General features: G+C 43.6%; 15 protein-coding genes. 4 read left to right on the top strand and 11 right to left on the bottom strand.

Going from position 1 to position 20,402, the window contains the following annotated elements:
* Positions 1 to 98: 98 nt before the first annotated feature.
* The 9 genes from tal to BM283_RS00635 all read right to left on the bottom strand — a co-directional run bounded on the left by tal (position 99) and on the right by BM283_RS00635 (position 11,522).
* Entirely contained in the window at positions 99 to 1,202 is a 1,104-nt protein-coding gene (gene tal / locus BM283_RS00675; protein WP_090687818.1) for a transaldolase, read from the bottom strand.
* Positions 1,203 to 1,329: 127 nt separating this feature from the next.
* A complete protein-coding gene (gene glgP, locus BM283_RS00670) occupies positions 1,330 to 3,900 on the bottom strand; it encodes an alpha-glucan family phosphorylase (RefSeq protein WP_090687816.1) in 2,571 nt (856 codons plus the stop codon).
* A 420-nt stretch (positions 3,901 to 4,320) separates the two neighbouring features.
* Positions 4,321 to 4,713, bottom strand: a complete 393-nt coding sequence (locus tag BM283_RS00665; protein WP_090687814.1) for a PAS domain-containing protein — start codon at positions 4,711 to 4,713, stop codon at positions 4,321 to 4,323.
* A gap of 576 nt (positions 4,714 to 5,289) precedes the next feature.
* A complete protein-coding gene (locus tag BM283_RS00660; RefSeq protein WP_090687812.1) occupies positions 5,290 to 5,979 on the bottom strand; it encodes a DUF6781 family protein in 690 nt (229 codons plus the stop codon).
* Positions 5,980 to 6,022: 43 nt separating this feature from the next.
* A complete protein-coding gene (serS, locus tag BM283_RS00655; protein ID WP_090687809.1) occupies positions 6,023 to 7,354 on the bottom strand; it encodes a serine--tRNA ligase in 1,332 nt (443 codons plus the stop codon).
* 365 nt (positions 7,355 to 7,719) lie between these two features.
* A complete protein-coding gene (locus BM283_RS00650) occupies positions 7,720 to 8,247 on the bottom strand; it encodes an adenine phosphoribosyltransferase (protein ID WP_090687807.1) in 528 nt (175 codons plus the stop codon).
* Between the two features lie 557 nt (positions 8,248 to 8,804).
* Entirely contained in the window at positions 8,805 to 9,284 is a 480-nt protein-coding gene (locus BM283_RS00645) for a nucleoside deaminase (protein ID WP_090687804.1), read from the bottom strand.
* 68 nt (positions 9,285 to 9,352) lie between these two features.
* Entirely contained in the window at positions 9,353 to 9,961 is a 609-nt protein-coding gene (locus tag BM283_RS00640; protein ID WP_090687802.1) for a peptidoglycan L,D-endopeptidase MepK, read from the bottom strand.
* A gap of 37 nt (positions 9,962 to 9,998) precedes the next feature.
* Positions 9,999 to 11,522: a L,D-transpeptidase family protein gene (locus tag BM283_RS00635; RefSeq protein ID WP_254776058.1), complete on the bottom strand. Its 1,524-nt coding sequence runs from the start codon at positions 11,520 to 11,522 to the stop codon at positions 9,999 to 10,001.
* Between the two features lie 429 nt (positions 11,523 to 11,951).
* On the opposite strand from BM283_RS00635, the gene BM283_RS00630 reads away from it, so the two are divergent.
* Positions 11,952 to 12,284, top strand: a complete 333-nt coding sequence (locus BM283_RS00630; protein WP_046850000.1) for a hypothetical protein — start codon at positions 11,952 to 11,954, stop codon at positions 12,282 to 12,284.
* A 241-nt stretch (positions 12,285 to 12,525) separates the two neighbouring features.
* Here the strand turns inward: BM283_RS00630 and BM283_RS00625 are convergent, their stop codons facing one another.
* Positions 12,526 to 13,404 carry a PPK2 family polyphosphate kinase gene (locus BM283_RS00625; protein ID WP_090687798.1) on the bottom strand — a complete coding sequence of 293 codons (879 nt, stop codon included), beginning with the start codon at positions 13,402 to 13,404 and terminating at the stop codon, positions 12,526 to 12,528.
* A gap of 744 nt (positions 13,405 to 14,148) precedes the next feature.
* Between BM283_RS00625 and BM283_RS00620 the strand changes: the two genes are divergently transcribed.
* The 3 genes from BM283_RS00620 to BM283_RS00610 are packed head-to-tail and all read left to right on the top strand — an operon-like array spanning position 14,149 to position 17,082.
* Entirely contained in the window at positions 14,149 to 16,557 is a 2,409-nt protein-coding gene (locus BM283_RS00620; RefSeq protein ID WP_302848270.1) for a heavy metal translocating P-type ATPase, read from the top strand.
* A gap of 14 nt (positions 16,558 to 16,571) precedes the next feature.
* Entirely contained in the window at positions 16,572 to 16,781 is a 210-nt protein-coding gene (locus tag BM283_RS00615; protein WP_090687792.1) for a heavy-metal-associated domain-containing protein, read from the top strand.
* A 22-nt stretch (positions 16,782 to 16,803) separates the two neighbouring features.
* A complete protein-coding gene (locus BM283_RS00610) occupies positions 16,804 to 17,082 on the top strand; it encodes a metal-sensitive transcriptional regulator (RefSeq protein WP_254776057.1) in 279 nt (92 codons plus the stop codon).
* 17 nt (positions 17,083 to 17,099) lie between these two features.
* On the opposite strand, the gene BM283_RS20405 is transcribed toward BM283_RS00610, so the two are convergent.
* A complete protein-coding gene (locus BM283_RS20405) occupies positions 17,100 to 20,402 on the bottom strand; it encodes an EAL domain-containing protein (protein ID WP_368086390.1) in 3,303 nt (1,100 codons plus the stop codon).

Raw genomic sequence — 20,402 nt, 5'->3', positions numbered from 1 at the left:
GCTGAACCAATCGGCTTGTCATTATGTTTTTCTTCATGAAAAATTAACGAAAAAGACGTCGCGAATATCCCTTACCCATTTGCCAGTTAAAACAGAGATCACCACTGCTTGATTCGTTCTAGCAATTTATCGAAAGGGACAGAAAATTTTTGTACGCCTTCCCCTTCCAATTGTTCGCCAACTGCTTCCAGGTCAATGCCAATTTGATGAAGTTTCTCTAGCAAGCTACCAGATTCATCCACCTCCTGCTCGATACGCACTGCTGGTTGACCATGATCACGATAAGCGTTCAGTGTTTCAAGTGGCATCGTGTTAATCGTATCCTTGGCAATTAAAGGTTCCACGTATTTAATATCGCTGTAGGCGGGATCTTTAGTGCTGGTACTCGCCCATAACAGCCGCTGGGCGCGTGCACCATGGCTCGATAAAGATTGCCAGCGATTATCTCTCATCCATTTCTGGTAATACTGATAGGCAAGGCGTGCGCAGGCGATAGCAGCTTTACCTCGTAAAGCACTCACAGATTTGTCACCAGTAATCTGGACAAGCTCATCCAGACGTTTATCTACCAACACATCAATACGACTCAAGAAAAAACTGGCAACGGAAGTAATATGATCAACAGGTTTATGCTGAGCCACACGGGTTTCCAGCCCTGCCAGGAAAGCATCGACCACCTGCCGATAACGTTCCAGGCTGAACAAAATCGTTACATTAATGTTGATGCCCGCAGCAAGCAGATGCGTGATGGCCGGCAGCCCTGCCTGGGTTGCCGGCACCTTGATCAGGACATTAGGTCGGTTAAGTGCTGCCCATAACCGCTCAGCCTCGCTGATGGTTTGTTCCGTATCATAAGCAACATGGGGTGAAACTTCCAGGCTGACAAAACCATCGCGGCCATTTGATTCCTCGTAGAGTGGCCGAAACAGTTCGGCAGCCTGAGCGACATCTTCCAAAGCGAGTGTTTCATAAATTTCTTTGGGCGGCTTGTCATGATGCGTAAGCGATGTAATGGCTTCATCGTAGTCATGGTGTTCGTTAATCGCCTTTTCAAAAATGGCCGGATTGGACGTTATCCCTGCCAAGCCGTCTTTCTCTATCATTCTGGCAATTTCACCATTTTTCAGCATATTACGTTGGATATAGTCGAGCCAGATGCTCTGGCCGAGTGCTTTGATCTGAAGTAATGGATTAACATTCATAACCTACCTCCTAATTTTAGTCCATGGCATTAAGTCAGGTTCCAGTGATTGGTAGCCATTGCCATTACTGAGCCCGATACATAACGCCTGCTCAATCTCTGGTTAAACCCTATCTGGTTAAACCCTATTATGGTGAATTCCCATGCAGCATTGCCATACCTGACCACCAATGAATCAGGTTGCTCTCAATGGGCGTGCAAGCATCTGGGTGATAGGCCACGCAGCGAGGGGTAAAATCAGTATAAGGACGTGTGGGAACTACCTTACCTCTATAAAGGTAACCATTTAAAGCACCCGGGATGCTGGCGTAGTGCTGCATCGTCTCGCAAACAGGCGTTTCGCTATCTTGCGGGTCTGCATATAGCTGGATCTGGACAGAATCGGGTAAAATTTCCCCTAGATAAATCTGGACCTCAAATGCCCAGCCGTCTTTTTCTTCTGATATCGTCAAATTACCCCAATGTATTTGATGCCAATTTCGTCTTAACTGTTCCTCCCACAAGCGAAGTTTTTTAGCAAGGACGCTTCCTTGGGCTGTTCGTTGTTGAAAGTGGAGGGCAGCGGGAAGGTACAACTTTTCAACATATTCGCGTACCATGCGATTGCTGCTGAACCGCGGAGCGAGATGAGCCATACTGGCACGCATGCGAGCAACCCAGCTTCCCGGAATACCCGTTGCGTCGCGATCATAGAACATCGGTACAATCTCTTCTTCCAGAAGGTGATAAAGTTGTTCAGCTTCCACGGCGTCCCAACCGGCTTCAGTATGCTCTTTGCCATCACCTAACGCCCAGCCAACTTCCGGTGTGTAGGCCTCGGCCCACCATCCATCCAATTCCGAGAGATTCAAACCACCGTTCACCAATACTTTCATCCCGCTGGTACCACTGGCTTCCCACGGTCGACGTGGGGTGTTTATCCATACATCCACACCTTGCACCAGTTCCTGGGCTAAGGCAATGTCGTAATCTTCGAGAAAGACAACTCGTTTACGGACAACCGGTTGAGCAGCAAATTGAGCCCACTGCTGAACGAGGCATTTTCCTTCCATGTCGGCAGGGTGAGCCTTGCCAGCGACAACGATTTGTACGGGTCGTTGCGTATCAGTAAGTATTCGGGTCAGACGGGTAGGATCATGCAGCAACAGGTTGGGACGCTTGTAAGCAGTGAAGCGTCTTGCAAATCCGATGGTTAATACATTGGGGTCAAGAATCTGGTCAACCTGATCAATAACCTCTTGCTCTGTACCTCGTTGGCTCAATTGCAAGCGAAGCCTTTGTCGCGCTTGACGCACTAAATCGGCGCGTTCCTGACCGCACAAAGTCCAAAGCTTGGCGTCATCCAATTGGTTAATTGCGGCAGTAAGCATTTTTTCCGTGCCGAGCCAGCGGTTTTTGCCGCAAGATTGTGTCCAGATCTCATCTGCCCAGGGAGAATCCCACGAGGGGACATGCACGCCATTGGTGACGTAACTTATGGGCACTTCACATTCAGGCCAATGGGGGTAGAGATCCTGGAAGATACTTTGGCTGACTTTCCTATGCAGATGGCTGACCCCATTTATTCTGCCGCAGGATCGTGCCGCCAGGTAGGCCATATTGAAGGGCTCATTATCATCTTGCCCATTCCGGAGGCCTAGTGCCAATAGTTCAGCAGGCGCTACGCCTAGTTTCTTGGCATAAATCAAGCCATATTTTGCGAGCAATTCACGTGGAAAGGTATCGAATCCTGCTGCGACGGGGGTGTGCGTAGTGAATATGTTGCCAGGACGCGTCGCCCAAAGCGCTTCCCAAAAATCCACTTGCCATTTTTCCTGAAAACAGTGAGCACGTTCCAGTGCTACGAAAGCAGCATGCCCTTCATTCAGATGGCAGATATCAATTTCCAGTCCTAATGCTTCAATTAACCGCCAGCCACCTATTCCCAAAACAATTTCCTGCACCAGCCGGATTTCCTTTCCGCCACCATAGAGTTTGCCAGTAATACCACGATCAGGCGCGCTGTTCAGCAGGTTGTTGCTATCGAGTAAATACAAGCTCACTCGTCCCACTCGTGCTTCCCAGACTTGCAGGCGTACCGTTCGCCCTGGCAATTCGATGGGGATGTGTAACCAAGCACCGTTATGAGCCATTACTGGACGTAACGGTAGACTGCTAGAGTCATTGTAAGAATAAATTTCCTGCTGCCAGCCATTTCCGTCCAATACTTGGCGAAAATAACCTTCCTGATAGAGAAGGCCGGTCGCGGTTACAGGCACGGCCAGATCACTGGCAGCTTTGAGATAGTCTCCCGCTAGAACACCCAGCCCGCCTGCATACAGTGGCAAGGCCTTACCCAAGCCAAATTCCATACTGAAATAGGCGATCCCTTTAAGTTTAGCTTCGGCATGCACTTCTCCAAACCAACCACAGCAATCACAGTAGCCATTGCGCGCCTTGGTTAAACTATCAAGGTGTTGTTTAAATTGCGTACTTCGATTTAATTCATCTAGTCGTTCGCGCGACAAGTTTTGCAATACTACAAATGGATTTTCACTCTGTTCCCATAATTGTGGGTCCATTGTTTTCCATACCTCATCGCCAGCATGGCTCCAGGTCCAGCGCAGATCTGTAGCCAAGTCTGTAATTTGTTCAAGCAGTGGCAACAGCTCAGCGGGCAAATCCTGTAAGTAATGCATTATTAAGCGGGGTATTTTCATGAGTTTTTTGTACTCTTTCTTTTACCGATAACATGCTGATAAATTATTCCACTTCTAAATCAAAAATAACGCGAAGCAAGCCGTAAACAGTATCAATCATACGGTAAGGTGAAGCTGACAAAGTCAGATTTGATTTTGAAACGGAATATCAATTTACTGCTCCTATCTTGCTCTTAATGATGGCTCAAGGGCATGATAAAGGGCGCTTTCGGCCAATAATTTTCGTCTCTGTGTTCCGTCCACCTCGCGCTCGATGAAGTTATGATGTTGTTTTAGCAAAACTTTGTTTTTACCATACTGGAATAGTTCGCCTGGGGCGACATGGTGCCCAAAAAACAAGCGGTAATGAATACATAAATATTGCTGGAATACCAAGTAGATGAAATCCGCTCATCCAATGGTACTAACTTGCTTGGTTTTTTAATGCAAAGTTTTTTCTTGAAAGATCGGAGAGATCATGATAATCAGACGATGTAGGCCGCGATTTTTTACATCACTGAAAAATAGTTTTCCTGCAAAACGTACTCCACTCATATTGACTACTTCAAAATGATGCCCTATGCGTGAAAGAAAGCGCAAATAGGGATTAGTCCGCTCTCCTTTTAATAGCTCGATTTTCGCCAGTTTTGGCAATAACTTGGAGATATGGAGTTTCGGAAAATTCTTGGGTGAATAACCCAATAATTTTGCGCCAGCTTCATTGCAATCGCGAATCAAGCCATCATCAGACAGTATCAAAACTGCCTGCTCGTTTTCGATATTGTCAACTTTAGTGCCGAAATTATTTCCTGGTTTTATTGTACGAGTATTCATTGTTTCACCTCCGTTTTTGCAGCCCGCCTTAGCGTCATATTTGATTGGGAAATTGGATAAGATTCACTGCCTGTAAGCGATGGTTTCTTCCTTCCGACCACGTTTTGCAAAGAGGCAATGGTTTAATAGGTTTTATCTCTGTCTCTTCTTTAATAAAGCAACTACAAATTACTAGATAATGGACAAATATAATCTTGAGATGTCATGAGTATGCTAACAACCCAATTTGACAATTTATCGGAAAATAGAAGGCAATTAAATACGTGTAAACACGTAGTCATTATCTTATTCCATTTCTAAATCAAAACTGATTTTGTCGGCTTCACCTTGTCGTATGATTGATACTGTCCGTGGCTCGCCTTCGCATCATTTTTGATTTGAAAATGGAATAAGCTACTTAAACCAAGAAGTACAGCAATTAAACTACTCATGTATTTTGAGATGATTTTCAGTCGCTGAGTAGTTTTCAGGATAAGCTTGGATAAAACAGCTGCTTTATGTAGCAAATTATTCAGCCGACGCCAAGAAGTGACGTGGCTGAATCGGGTTTGTAAGCAGGTGGCTAACAGTTCTTAATTATTTGTTTTTCTCGTGCTTGGCTTGTTCTGAAATGCCTGCTAAAACGCCAGCAGCAATTTTATGCAGCAGGTCGGCTGTTGCTTGAGAAAGCTGCAATCCAGCTTGAAACTGAGCCTGCCCGACAGAAGATATCTGATGGGTAAAGGTAGCGAGAGTTTCCTGGAGTTGAGCACCGATCGTGGTGCCATTATGTTTTGCATGAGTGAATAAATCATTTAACGTTTCAGCAATGACACCTTTTGCAATAGATGCAGTTTGTTGCAATATCTCTATAAATAAATCTTCCAGAGTTGCTAAATCAGCGCGCGTCTTTGTGAGTTCTTCACGCGAAAAATGCATGGCTTTTCCGGCCGCTTCTTCCACTACCAGTTTTGAAGCTTCAGCAAATTGTGCAAAAGCAGTGTCTAGCCCTGAAACTGCATGGGATATTTGAGTCTGAGCAGTATTGGATTGTTCCGATGCCTGCGCTAATTTCTGCTGCGCACCATCGTGCACACCTTGCATCACAGCGGTAGCAATTCGGCCCAACGATTGAATATCTAAACGATGTGCTTGCATTGACTGGAGCGTTAACCGTCGTACAGCTTCCTTGACGTCACCGTCATGTATAATTGCTTCGCGTACATCGGCTTCAAGTTGCGCCATATCATCCTGGTCATGCACCGTTCTATTGCTTTCATTCTGCATTTTAGATACCTCCGGATTTAAATAAATGTGTCATATAGCAGGTTCATTTTCCGTCTTCAATGGTAAGCCGGTCAAGGCCACCCATATAAGACTGTAAAACAGATGGAATAGTTAGGCTGCCATCCCTATTTTGGTAATTTTCCAGAATAGCCACCAATGTTCGTCCAATTGCCAGACCAGAGCCATTTAGTGTGTGGAGTAATTCCGGTTTTCCTTTCTCGTTGCGAAAACGTGCCTGCATGCGTCGTGCCTGAAAAGCTTCGCAATTGCTACATGAAGATATCTCCCGATAAGCTTTTTGTGCAGGTAACCATACTTCAATATCATATGTCTTTGCAGCCGAAAAACCCATATCGCTCGTACATAATGTCATCACTCGATAAGGTAATTCCAATTTTTGCAAAATTTTTTCTGCATGGCTGACGAGCTGTTCCAATGCCTCATAGGATGTTTGTGGATGTACGATATGCACAAGTTCAACTTTTTCGAATTGATGCTGGCGAATCAAACCACGGGTATCCTTGCCATAACTGCCTGCTTCAGAACGAAAGCAAGGAGTATGAGCAACCAATTTCAGCGGAAGCTGTTCAAGCGGAATAATTTCATTACGCACTATATTGGTTAAGGGCACCTCAGCAGTAGGGATCAGGTATAATTTGAATGAATCATGTCCAGTTGATGTGGTTGCACCCATATGCCCGCTGGTTCCCGCATGCACGGCAAACAAATCTTCCTCAAATTTCGGCAATTGTCCTGTGCCTTGCAAGCAGTCCGCATTGACCAGATAGGGGACATAAATTTCAGTATAACCATGCTCCTGAGTATGCGTGTCTAGCATAAACTGCGCCAGCGCACGATGCAGGTGAGCAATGCCACCTTTCATCACGTTGAATCGCGCGCCACTTAGTTTTGCTGCGGTTTCAAAATCGAGTAAACCCAATTCTTCACCTATGCTGACATGGTCCTTAATGGTGAAATCGAATGATCTGGGCGTTCCCCAGCGCCGTATTTCAAGATTATCCGTTTCACTTTTCCCCTCTGGAACACTGCTATGTGCTAAGTTAGGGATAGTTAATAATAGCTGCTGCAGCTCGGATTGAATGCGCTCGAGCTGGCTTTCAGCCTGTTTGAGTTCATCTCCTAGATGAGCAATCTCTGCCATGATCGCAGTCGCATCCTCGCCTTTTTGTTTGGCAATGCCAATTTGCTTAGAAGTGGCATTGCGCTTTGCCTGTAATTCCTGTGTTTGAGTTTGGATCGATTTGCGTTGCGCTTCAAGCCATTGGAATTGTGCTGCCGGAAAAGTGTAGCCACGTTTGGCTAAGCGAGAACCGATATTTTCTGGATCGGCGCGTAATTGTTGAATGTCTAGCATGTATTACTCCAAAAGAAGTGGCTCATCTTAACTGACCGGGCAGATTAATGTCTGTAATTACGGTATTTCTTATGTTTTAGGTCTAATTCCATTTCCAAATCAAAGGTGACGTGAAGGCGAGCCGCAGACGGTATCAATCATAAGGCAAGGTGAAGCCGGCAAAGTCCGTTTTGATTTAGAAATGGAATAAAGTCTGCTCACACTGAATCGGGAAAAATTTGGGCTGGCCTGGACTGGTTCAGCCAAACAGCACCGAGGCTTCTCCATAATGGCTTGATCAATTTGAGTCACATAGAATTTGACAATTCTGTCAAATAGATAATGGTCAGTTCAATTAAGTCAATATACGAAGTAAGTAAGTTCGCTCAACTTCCCTCAAATTGGCATAATGCGAATACCTTTTGCCCTTGCTTTTCTAAACGATCTCTGCCGCCAACTTCAGGCAGATCGACCACAAAACAGCATTCGATGATTTCTCCGCCCATCTCCTGGATAAGCTTGACGGCTGCCTCCATAGTGCCACCGGTAGCAATAAGATCGTCCACCAGCAATATCCGTTCTCCTTTTCGGATCGCATCGGTATGAATTTCAATCCGATCACTGCCGTATTCCAATTGATAGTCACAACCTATGGTTTCAGCTGGCAATTTGCCTGGTTTGCGTATCGGCACAAAACCAACGCCCAACGCATACGCAACGGGAGCACCAATGATAAAGCCGCGCGACTCAATACCCACAACTTTGTCGATATTGCTCGTTCGGTAGCGATTAACAATTTCCTGGATGGTGGTGCGTAAGCCAACAGCATCTTTCAGCAGTGTGGTAACGTCGCGAAACATGATGCCCTCATGAGGATAATGAGGAATGGTACGAATACGGGATTTAATAGGCATGACAATTTAATTAAAGCAAATGTATAAATCTATGGATCAGAGCAAAGTTGATATTTGGTATTCATCTTAGCGTATTTTATCCAATCTGGCAGTGGGTTGAATATGCAGATATACCCTATTTGGGTATGATAAAAGGTAAATCTACTCCTCTTCACAAAAGCAAGGCGTTATTATGAATTTTACCCGGATTTGCAACGATGGAAAGAAAAGAAAAATACACTTGCTTTGCTTAAGCAAGCGTTAGATTCTTTAAGTTTGAAGTGCCAAAATTGAGATCGTTCTTCAAGGCTTTTCAGAATACTTATTCCGTTTCTAAACCAAAACTGGCTTCGTTGTTTCACCTTGCCATATGATTGATACTGTGCGGCTCACCTTCGGATCACCCTTGATTTAGAAATGAAATAAAATGCAGAATGAAAATAGCATCGATCATGATGTGGTGCTGGAAATTATTTATGTGGATCAGCCAGTACCGTAATAAGCTGGAAAGCAGGAAAATCTATTTGAGAATAATGAACTCTCGCTGTTCCAATTGGCTTTGCCCGTGCATTATTTTTTTAGTAAATTATCTTGTCTGATTTTGCTGACCACTCTGAGAGAACTTTCAGTGCTTTTGGTCTGAGTATTTGTTCCATTGGAATTTTACGCTGTGTCAAATCAGACATGATTTCTTCATAAATAAATTCATCGTCGAATCCGATTTCGGTGGAGTCGGCCCTGGTACATGCATAAAATACTTTTTCTGGACGCGCCCAATAGATAGCACCTAAGCACATCGGACAGGGTTCGCAGGAAGTAAAGATGTAGCACCCATCAAGCCGAAAAGTGCCTAAATGCCGACAAGCATTTCGTATCGCGACAATTTCAGCATGAGCAGTAGGATCATTTAAAGAGATGACTTGATTGCTACCTCTTCCAATGATAGTGTTATTTTTGACGATGACACAACCAAACGGCCCACCCTCATTATGGATCATTCCATAAGCTGAAAGACTAATGGCTTCCAGCATAAATTGGGCTTGCTGGATTCCCTTCATGACCTGCTCATTATTTTTTCGCTTAGCTTGCTGTAAGGATCAATTTATTTATGCGGCAGAGTATAGTCTTACCAATAGCGCACATGCCCGGTATCAAGGTGAATAAAGTTGGAGTCGGGATAATATCCAACACCACCGATTTTTAGCGATAAAGCTGCTTTTCTCAAATCAGCCAGGGAAAATTCAGGTAATCGAATATCAATTGCCTTGCCTTGCATGTGCAGACTCTGTTTTGCTACGCTACTATTATGCAAGGCGAGCATTTTATTGGTCTCAGGCGAGCGATAGCCCGAAACGACCTGAAATTCCTTCTTTGCCCCCATTCGGCTAGACAAAAGCTGCAATATGTCGAGTAATCGAAGATCAATAGCATGAGTTCTACCGGTACGATGATCGCGTAAAATTTTTTCGATATCTCTGAGTACGCTAGGGATATAACGCCCTTTTTCCCAGTAAACAGATTTTACTCTTTCCCCTGTATGTAAATTAAGTAGGGCCAATTGTTTAACTGGTTGTTTAATGGGTGTTTTTGGCTTGCGGGCATAAGCTGCTGGTAACGCTAGCAGTGTGCAGGCACTTAACCCTGTTTTAATAAAAAAGCGCCGACTAGCACCTAGTTTTGTTAATTGATGATTATAATTATTAACTCCTTGTGCAAACACTTTGAGTCCTCCCATAAGAGATCAAGATTATATTTAAACTAGATATGCTCGCTTACCAGCGAGCATGCTTTAGAATTCGTTTGTCACGTCCATAAATATCTGATGCGAAATATATATTGTTTGTATCATCAACCCATGTCGTGAGATAGATTAAATAAATGGGTAAGTGTTTAGATAAATTAACCGTAATTGTTTTACCGCTTTCTATTTTGTCAACGATATCAGTCACTGCATTGGGTTCGTTCAAAATAAACCCAGCTAATTGCAATGGTTTCTCTAACCGAATACAACCCGAACTAAACATTCGAATATCTTTCTGAAATAATTGCTTAGAAGGTGTATCATGCAAATATATACTGAAAGGGTTCGGAAACATAAATTTTATAGTGCCTAACGCATTTTTCTCTCCTGGCTCCTGCCTTAACACATAAGGAAAATTCTTGCCAACCGCATGCCAGTTAATCAAATCCGAATCAATTTCTTCGTAATGACCAGCATTGTTTACATAAACTCTAATTTTCTGTGAAGTAAAAAAATTAGAATTGTTTTGTTGTTTAGGTAGTAGATCCTGCTGCGCAATACTGTTCGGAACATTCCAGTATGGATTCAGGATAAGGTGAGAAATGCGGCTATTGAAGCTGGGTGTTGAGCGATAATCACGTCCTACGATAATGCGCATATTTAAAACATGCTTCCCATATTCAATCGCAGTCAAACGAAATCCAGCAATATTGACCAATAAATAGCGATCGCCTAATTCTCTTGGCATCCATCGCAAACGTTCCATATTGATACGTAATTGCCTGATTTTCTGCTCGGGTGTTTTATTTAATGCCGCGCGTGTATTTGGTCCGATCACCCCGTCAGCATTCAGTCCATGCTGTTCCTGAAATACCCTAATCGCGTTTACCAATTGACTATCATACTTTTCGCTTTCGTTTTCACTCGAAACGATATCATAGCCAGAATTGCCGTGCATGGCAAAAATTTGCGCAATTCGGGAACGGATTAGCGGAATAATCGCGTGATTCATGTTGGGCCGAATTAAGGGCGTTTCCGGAATCATGGTCCAATTAACGCCACATTTTACTAACTCACGGTGTTTGGCTAAAGCTTGCTTCATCAGCTGATACTCCTGGGTTTTAGGAGGTAAATCTGCCAGAGATGATTTTAAATTTCCAGAAGTAATAGCCTTTTGCAAATAAGCTGCTGGATCGAATTTTGGCTGTTGAATATGCCAATCCGGATCAACTTCTGATGCTATCAGGCGGCCTCTACGTAAATCTCGAGCAAGCATCAAAATTGATTGAGTCGTGCGCAATTCGAGTTCAAGTAGAATAGAATACTCGTTGCTTTGTTTGCGTAAGTGCAATAGTTGTTCAAACTGATAATCTCTGCTATCTAAACCTTCCTGTTCGGCAGTTGCAATAAATGCTATAGCTATATCAAATTCAGGTGATAATCCGTTATTCTGTACCCAGGCCGGTCGATAACCGCGCATCGCATAAAAATGTTTTAAAATAGCTACATCAATCTCATTCGACACCGAAGAAGAATTATTGAGCTGGTTTTGCAATGCTTCAGCATTAATTGAAGGGAGATTGTTAGCAGTTGCGGGGAGTAAGCAAACTATCCCAATAGTAAAGAAAACTGCTTGAAGTACTCGAATTTTAGTAAGTTGAGATATCTTTATAATGTGGAAATAAAAAAAACTCCTTTTACTTTCTAATAGACTGCTCATGAAATAACGATAAAATGACTTGCACCCATTTATATTAACCCCGTTTTTTACCATAAATCGACCAAAATTACTAAAAAAGAACTGATATATTTTGAGCTTAATGAGAAGATTAAAGAGAACGAAGGTAAATCATTACCCTTACAATAGGGGGTAAAGCGTTATAACTCGATTATTGATCCTAATGGTACTGTTACATAAAGTTAAATATTAACTGTAAGATAAAAATCTTCTTATCTAGATAAAGTAAAGGGTATTCGGAAAATCATGAATATTAATAAATGGACTGATGAAGAGCTTTCTTCGACGCGCGATAAGCTCGATGCCTGGTGCCTCAAGCATGCCACTCCAAGCTGGGGAAATCGAATGTGGTTATTAACTGCGCTACTCGGAGCCGTGGCAATTTCAACAGGGGTGGTATTTATTTTCTTTGATGGTATTAGCGCGATGAGTATTATTTTGATCATCCTTGGTGGGATCACTTGCTACAGCTGGTACAGAAGTGAAAAGCAGCGCAAGATCAACATGAATTTCCTTGAGGAAATTAAGGTGGAAATCGCGCGTAGGGCTAAACGTAAAAATGAAAAACCAGTAAGTTAAATTTTATTTGCGCTATATTTTTTACATGCTATTAGTAGCAACTCTCTGCTAAATACTTTATCAGAGAATTGTTGAGAATAAAGTCCTATTAATTCTAATGTAGCGGTTAATACAGAAGAAATTGATTGCTTTAATGTCCTTATTCGATTTGTCTGAGAGCAGCATGGTCTGGTAGGGGTAAGCGCCTGTTTTATGAATGAGATTAACGGTTAGTTGTGTGGTTCTCTACTCAATTAATAAATTATTCCTTTTCCAAAGCCTCCCTGATTTCTGCTAATTCTTTTCGATGAGCTTCAGTTGCAATAGGGTAGTTCATTTGGAGCGTTTTCATTGTTTCCGTTACAATTTTAGATACAAGCAGTTGGGCATTAAGCTTGTCATCTGCCGGCACGATATGCCAGGGTGAATGCTCTGTACTGGTAGCGCTCAGGCATTCAGCATAGGCTGTTTGAAAAGCTTCCCAATGTTGGCGAGCTTCTATATCAGCACGGCTGATTTTCCAGTTCTTTTTTGGCTCATCAATGCGCTCAAGCAAGCGCTGCCGTTGTTCTTCTTTTGATAAATGAAGGAAAATTTTGACAATGCGCGTGCCATTGCGATGTAAGTAGCTTTCTAGGTTGACAATATCCTGGAAACGTTCCTGCCAGAATTTTGTTGGGTCGAGAAGTTCCATGGGTAAATGTTGCTGCTCCAATAACCCTGGGATAACGCGGACTGCAGTGACTTCTTCGTAGTAAGACCGATCAAAAATACCAATACGTCCTCTTTCAGGAAGGCGATTGTTGCTTCGCCATAAAAAATCATGATCAAGATCCTCTGCGGTGGGTTGTTGAAAACTGTATACCTGGCACCCTTGTGGATTGATACCCGTCATAACGTGCTTGATAATGCTTCCCTTGCCTGCTGAATCAATGCCTTGCAGAATGAGTAATAGGGCATAGCGATTGTGCGCATAAAGCATATCCTGGAGCGCACCTAGTTCTTCATGTAATTCATTTAAAAGTTCTTGGTGCTTCTTTTTGGACGAATAGAGTGGTTTAATGCTAGTTGCCCAATCGACTAAATCTACCTGTGTGTTTGGATCAACCTTCAACTTGGTAAGTTTTGAATTAAGCGCCATGTTAACTCCTGTAATAAATTCCCCATTTGAGGCTACTTCTGGAAGTTACTTGATCAATCGAATTGAGGCATTCGCATGTCGTATCTGATTATTAAGATTACCTGCTATGCGATCAATAAATCAATAAGGTATAGATATTCTTTGTTTGTTTGTTCGATCTAATACAGAAATCCGGTGAGTGATTTTATAGCGATTGAGCCGATAGTGATAAAAGTTGCGCCACCTATCATCAGAACTAGTGGCCAGTCATACTTGGTATGAAAATGCTCATACGCAAAATGACGGATAGACTGTTATAAAGGAACATGAACAATGTCCAGTCGGGTCGGCAGTCACATTCCACTTTGTGCAGCCGTACAGATATAAATAATAAGCGTGGGAATACTCCAATAGGTTCAAAGGAAATACTATGAAAGACAAGATTGCGCTTATTTGCTTTTTAATTGTGCTATTAATAGACCGCTTTTCCGTATAGATGGCTTTTTATTTTTTGGTATTTCATTTTCTATTTAATCTTATGATTGAGTTAAGGTCTGCTTTAAAAAAATTGTTGAATCATGCAAAGCAACCTTACTGAAAGAAAAATAAGCTGCCAACAAAAACAGAGATGAAAAAGCAGAAATAAACCGTTTGTTAGTTCCTTCTTCATTCATTTTTTTTATTGCTAATCTCTAAGTATATTGACATATACCCGTATGGGGTATACGATGAATTTATTTTTGTAATAAAAGTGAGGGGATCAAGGTGAGCACACTTCTTACGCATAAACACATTGAGTTACCAATAGAAGGGATGACTTGTGCAGCCTGTGCGGCGCGAATTGAAAAGAATCTCAACAAGTTACCGGGTGTGCATGCAGCAGTAAATTTTGCCAGCGAGAAAGCGGTGATAGAGTTTGATGATGCCGCCACGCATGCTGAAGATCTGATTCGCTCGATTGAAAAAGCTGGTTTTCATGTTATTCCTCTGACTGTACAACTGCGAATTAGCGGCATGACATGTGCAGCATGCAGTGGGCGCATTGAACAAGCGTTGAATAAAATCCCTGGAGTTACAGCTACTGTTAATCTGGCGACAGAAGTTGCTCATGTCCAATTCAATCCGGCTGCAGCAAACGTGAATGATTTGATTGCGGCTGTCGCCAAGGCAGGCTATAGTGCGAGCGAGATCAGCGAAGCAAGCCGTAATGAAGAGAAAGCCAGGCGGCTGGCAGCTTATCAGGCAGAGCTTCGTATCTTCTGGTTATCCGCTGCACTGACCTTACCATTCATACTGCAAATGGGTGTGATGTTAACGGATCATACTGATTTGCTGCCACGCTGGCTACAGTGGTTATTGGCAACACCTGTCCAGTTCTGGGTGGGGAGACGTTTTTATGTGGGTGCCTGGCATGCCTTACGCGGTGGTGGAGCGAATATGGATGTATTGATCGCTTTGGGCACTAGCATGGCTTATTTCTTCAGTGCAGTCGTTACGCTGTTCTCGCTGGACCAACACGTGTATTTCGAGGCGAGTGTCGCCATTATTACTTTAGTGCTGTTAGGTAAGTTAATGGAAGCCCGCGCCAAAAGCAAAACTTCTGCCGCCATTGAGGAATTGATTAAGCTACAACCTAAAACCGCACGAGTTGAGCGAGAGGGTGAAATTATCGAAGTTGATGTCGATACGCTTAAAGTAGGTGACATTTTTATTGTACGGCCCGGCGAGAATTTGCCTGTTGATGGGGTTGTCATTGAAGGTATATCCAGTGTGAATGAGGCCATGTTAACGGGAGAGAGTCTGCCGGTAGCTAAGCAGGTGGGTGCCAAAGTGTTTGCAGCCACTCAGAATCAACAAGGAGTATTGAAATGCCGGGCTACCAGTGTGGGGGCGCATACGCAGCTTGCCGCCATTATTCGGCTAGTAGAGGAAGCACAGGGTTCCAAGGCGCCGATCCAGCGTATGGCTGACACCATTTCAGGGATATTTGTGCCGGTAGTGGTCGTCATCAGTATCTTGGCCCTGCTATTAACGTGGTGGTTGACAGGAAATTTCGTATTGTCGCTGATCAATGCAGTGGCAGTACTAGTTATTGCATGCCCATGTGCACTAGGGTTAGCCACACCCACAGCCATTATGGTAGGCACCGGGCGTGGTGCTCAAATGGGTATTCTTGTGAAAAATGCTGCCGCGCTCGAGCATGCGGAAAAAATTCAAGTATTAGTCGTAGATAAGACAGGCACTCTTACGGAAGGGAGACCTGTTGTGACCGACGTCATTCCGGTAGGCTCAGTTACTGAACAAGCATTATTACAGACCGCCGCTACCTTGGAACAAGGTTCAGAGCATCCACTTGCAAAAGCCGTGCTCGAGTACACAGCCGGCAGGGCTATACGGCCTCAGACGATGAGTAATTTTACATCCGTGACTGGGAGTGGCGTCAAGGCTCAGATCGGTGACGCTGAATTTTTATTGGGCTCGCCAAAATTTCTGCAAGCACATGGTGTAACCATGGACCCCTCTCACTTGGCAGTGCTTCAGGCTGAAAGCAAAACCGTGATTGGAGTGGCTGTTCAGTCCGAAGAAACCTACCAGATGCTGGGTTATCTTGCGATTGCCGATCGGTTACGCAGTACCTCAGCGCAGGCGGTTAGGCGATTACAGGCAATGGGTGTTGAAATTATCATGTTGACTGGCGATAATGCTGGAACCGCTGCTGCCATTGCCAAACAAGCAGGCATCAGCCACTATCGTGCCGAAGTGTTGCCCTCAGACAAAGCAGCCGAAGTGGTCAAGATAAAAGCACGCGGTCAATTTACTGGTATGGTCGGAGATGGCATTAACGATGCTCCTGCACTTGCTGCAGCTGACGTGAGTTTTGCTATTGGGGCAGGTTCTGATGTGGCAATTAAAGCAGCGGATATTACGCTGATGCATAATGATCTGATGAGTGTAGCTGATGCCATTGCGCTTTCCCGTGCGACTTTGAGCAAGATCCGCCAGAATCTGTTCTTTGCTTTTATCTACAATGTGCTCGGTATTCCCTTGGCTGCCATTGGCATGCTTAACCCGATCATCGCAGGTGCCGCTATGGCGATGAGTTCGGTATCGGTTGTTAGTAATTCCCTGCTGCTTAAGCGATGGCAGCCAGACACACAGATTAACTCATATTAAAGAGGAACCATTAAATGCAAACATCCATCATCCCTATCAAAGGCATGACCTGTATGGGTTGTGTTAAAAGTATTAAAAATGTGCTGGAACAGATTCCTGGCGTGATGAGTACGGAAGTTTCACTGGAGGATGCACAGGTTACCATTCAGTATGATGCAACTATTACCGGGGTCGATCAGTTTAAACAAGCCATCGAGGAAGCAGGTTTTGAAGCCTTTATCTAATAATAAAAGAGAGTTATGCCACGTGCCTGATCACGTGATACAGCCCAATAAGGAAGCATTAATCAAGCGTCTTAACCGCATTGAAGGTCAGGTACGCGGTGTAGCGAAAATGATCGTGGAAGACCGCTATTGCGTCGATATCCTGAATCAGGTTTCAGCACTACAGTCTGCGCTGGATGCTGTGGCAATGCAATTACTTGAAAACCATACGCAGGGTTGTATGCAGTCGGCTATTCAATCAGGCAGCGGGGATGCTGCTATTGATGAGCTTATGGCTGTGGTGCGTAAATTTGCACGATAAGAAGACTGTCAATTTTGTTATTTGATGGGAATTTGTACTGTCGGGCGCCCAAAGTAATATCCCTGTGCAAGATCAATGCCCATACTTTTGATCATGCTTAGTGTGGCAGCATCTTCAACAAATTCTGCTACTGTCATCTTTCCGAGTCCGTGTGCCACTTCTACCATAGCTTTAACGATAATCTGATTATCCCGGTTTTTAGGAAGATCGCGAATAAATAAGCCATCTATTTTTATTATTTTTACGTCCAGATATTTCAGATAGCCAAAAGTGGAAAAACCACTCCCAAAATCGTCCAGACAAACTCGGCAACCAGTGTGTTGAATTGCTTCAATGAAGCGTTGGGCATCCTGGATGTCTGATACCGCTACAGTTTCGGTCAGCTCTATAAGAAGGCGTCGGGGATCCACATTAAATTTGTTCAGTAAATTATGGATATAGTTTGGGATAGCTGGATCACTAAACGTGCGGCCTGAAATATTAATTGCTATCGGTGGCATAGTTGGATTTTGGCTAAGTAACTCGATACTGCGTTTTATTACCCATTGGTCTATGTGGACTATTTGTCCATTTTTCTCTGCAACTGGTATGAATTGACCCGGCATTATCAAATTAACGGAACGGTTTGAGTTCCGCATCCTGATGAGTGATTCTAAATGCGTCAGGGTATTCCGGCTGGTTTCATATACACCTTGGAAATGAATTTCGAACAAATTTTGATCAAGAGCTTGTTTTATCCGGTTATGCCAAGTTATTCGGTTTAACGTGGCTTCAGAATTATTATATATAGGATCATAGATGATCCAAGTATTTTTACCTTGATTCTTGGCTTGATACATGACGGCGTCGGCATGAGCGATCAGGTTCTCAGCTGTTTCTCCATGTTCTGGGAAAATAGCTACACCTACACTACTGGTGAGCCGAATGTTTGTATTATGAAAACGTAGAGAAATAGATGAAATGGTTGTTAGGATACGGACAGGCAGTGCGCTGATATCATCTTTTGATTGAATAAGACTTAGAATAGCAAATTCATCGCCTCCTAATCGCGCGAATAATTCAATATGGCGAACAATGCTGGAGATTTCTCTGGCAGCACGAACTAACACCCTATCACCTGCCCGATGACCAAAAGTATCATTAATATATTTGAAATCGTCTAGGTCAAAATAGAGCAATGCAAATTTGCTTTGATTGCGTAAGGAAGTTGCGATTAAATTATCTAGCTCCTCCTGAAAACGATGCCGGTTGTATAAACCTGTCAGCGGATCTCGTTCAGCAAGATAAATGAGTTGTTCGGCTGTTTGCCGCTCCTTGGTAATGTCTTCATAAATCCACAGTCGCCCTATAGATTGACCTTTCACATCATTTACTGGGTAAGACAGCTGGGTAAGTATTCGTCCATCAGTGAGTTGAAGCTCAGACTGTTCGCTAATTTCATGGGTATCGAGAGCATCTCGTCTAAATTTTGCTGCATGGCCGGATTGGACAAAATGCTTGGTAAATCGATCAAATACTGTTTTGGTCGGTATATTCAATAAGTTTTCATAGGAGCAAATATCCCACATATGAAGAAAAGCTGGATTAAAATACTCGACTTTCTGTTTATCATCCTCAAACAGGATTCCGATATTCATGACGGAGAGTAAAGCTCTCATACGGCTTTGCTCTCGCTCCGCCAAAGTGCGGAGCTCACGTTGATGCTTTTCAGAGATACGCAGTTCTTCTATGGCTGATTTCAGGTTTTCTTCAGCTTGTCTTTGATTCGTGATATCAAACAGGACCCCTTGAAACAATATTGGTTTTCCCGCTGCATCTTTCAGCGTAATGGCATCATCCCGAACCCAGGCAATAGCGCCATCCTTTTTAACAAGACGATATTCCAGATTGTAGGGTTTACCCGTCATAGAGTTGGTTGTCAAGCTACCGATGATTTTTTCCCTGTCATCTGGATGAATCTGTTTTATCCTGAGTTGTGGATCATCAAGACATTCTTGAACGCTAAAGCCGAGCTGTGATTCGATTTGTGGGCTAATGTAGAGAGTATCTACAGAAGAATTGATGTTGGCGATATAAGTCACCGCTGGAATTTGTTCGATCAGTATTCGATATTTTGACTCAGCATTCAAGCGATCAGTAATGTCTCGTGCATACGCCAAGACACCAATTACTTCACCATTGGCATCACGCATTGGCAGCTTCCAGGTATCAAACCAGCGTAGCTGCCTATCTGCCAGCGTCGTAGGATCAGCAGGGTTATGTACTGTTTGACCGGCGATCGCTTCATCGTCATCCGTGTGAAAACCTCTGATTCCCTTAGCTAGGTCGCCATAGCACAGATACTCTGGCCAGAAATCAGTATCGGGTTTACCTATCATCTCAGCTGGTTTAAGTCTTTGACTACTAGCAAATGCCTGATTTACCAATATAAAACGATGCTGTCTATCTTTTGCGAAAATCCAGTCTGGGGTTGTGTCAATAACTGTTTGCAGTAATGTCTTTGCTTGCTTGATTATCTCTTCCGCAAACTTGCGTTCGCTGATATCCTGAGCTGTACCAAGTAATTCAATCGCTCTGCCACTACTATCAGATATGATCTCAGCCTGCTCTTTAATCCATTTAATTTTTCCATTGGCATTGATTTGGTATTCGATATCGTAAGGCACACCTTGCAAGGCTGCACACCAGGCACAATCAACCCGCTGCCGGTCTTCTGGGACAACACAGGCCAGAAAGTCCTCATAATTGAGGGGAGTACGATCTTTTACGCCAAAAATTCTGAAAGTTTCCTTAGACCAGTTAAATGCATTATTTTTCAGATCTAGCTGCCAGCTCCCTAGTTTGGCTAGGGATTGTGCACGGCGAAGTGCAGCTTCGCTTTGGCGTAAAGCGAACTCCTTAGCTTTCCGCTCACTGATATCAGTATGAGTACCCAACATGCGTAGCGGATGTCCTTGTTTGTCCCATTCGACAACCTTGCCCAGAGAAAGTATCCATTTCCAATCACCTTGCCGGGTGAGCTGCCGATATTCAGCTTGATAATCTTCGCGTAAGCCATTGAGGTAATCCTTGTAAATTTGAAAGGTTGTTTCATGATCCTCCGGATGAAGGTGATCACGCCAGCGGTCAATGGATTCCAGGAAAGTTTGTGGATCATAATCCAGCATACGAGCATATTCAGGACTGATAGTCACTAAACCTGTCTGCACATTGAGATCATAAAGGCCTTGGTTAGATGCTGCCAAAGTCAGACGGAGGCGTGATTCACTGTCACGCAAGCTTTGCTCTGCTTGACGCCAACTAGTTTGAATTCCAATCAT

It is taken from the genome of Nitrosomonas sp. Nm34, assembly GCF_900113925.1.
Classification (GTDB): domain Bacteria; phylum Pseudomonadota; class Gammaproteobacteria; order Burkholderiales; family Nitrosomonadaceae; genus Nitrosomonas.
This window is presented reverse-complemented; position numbering and strand designations above follow the sequence as displayed.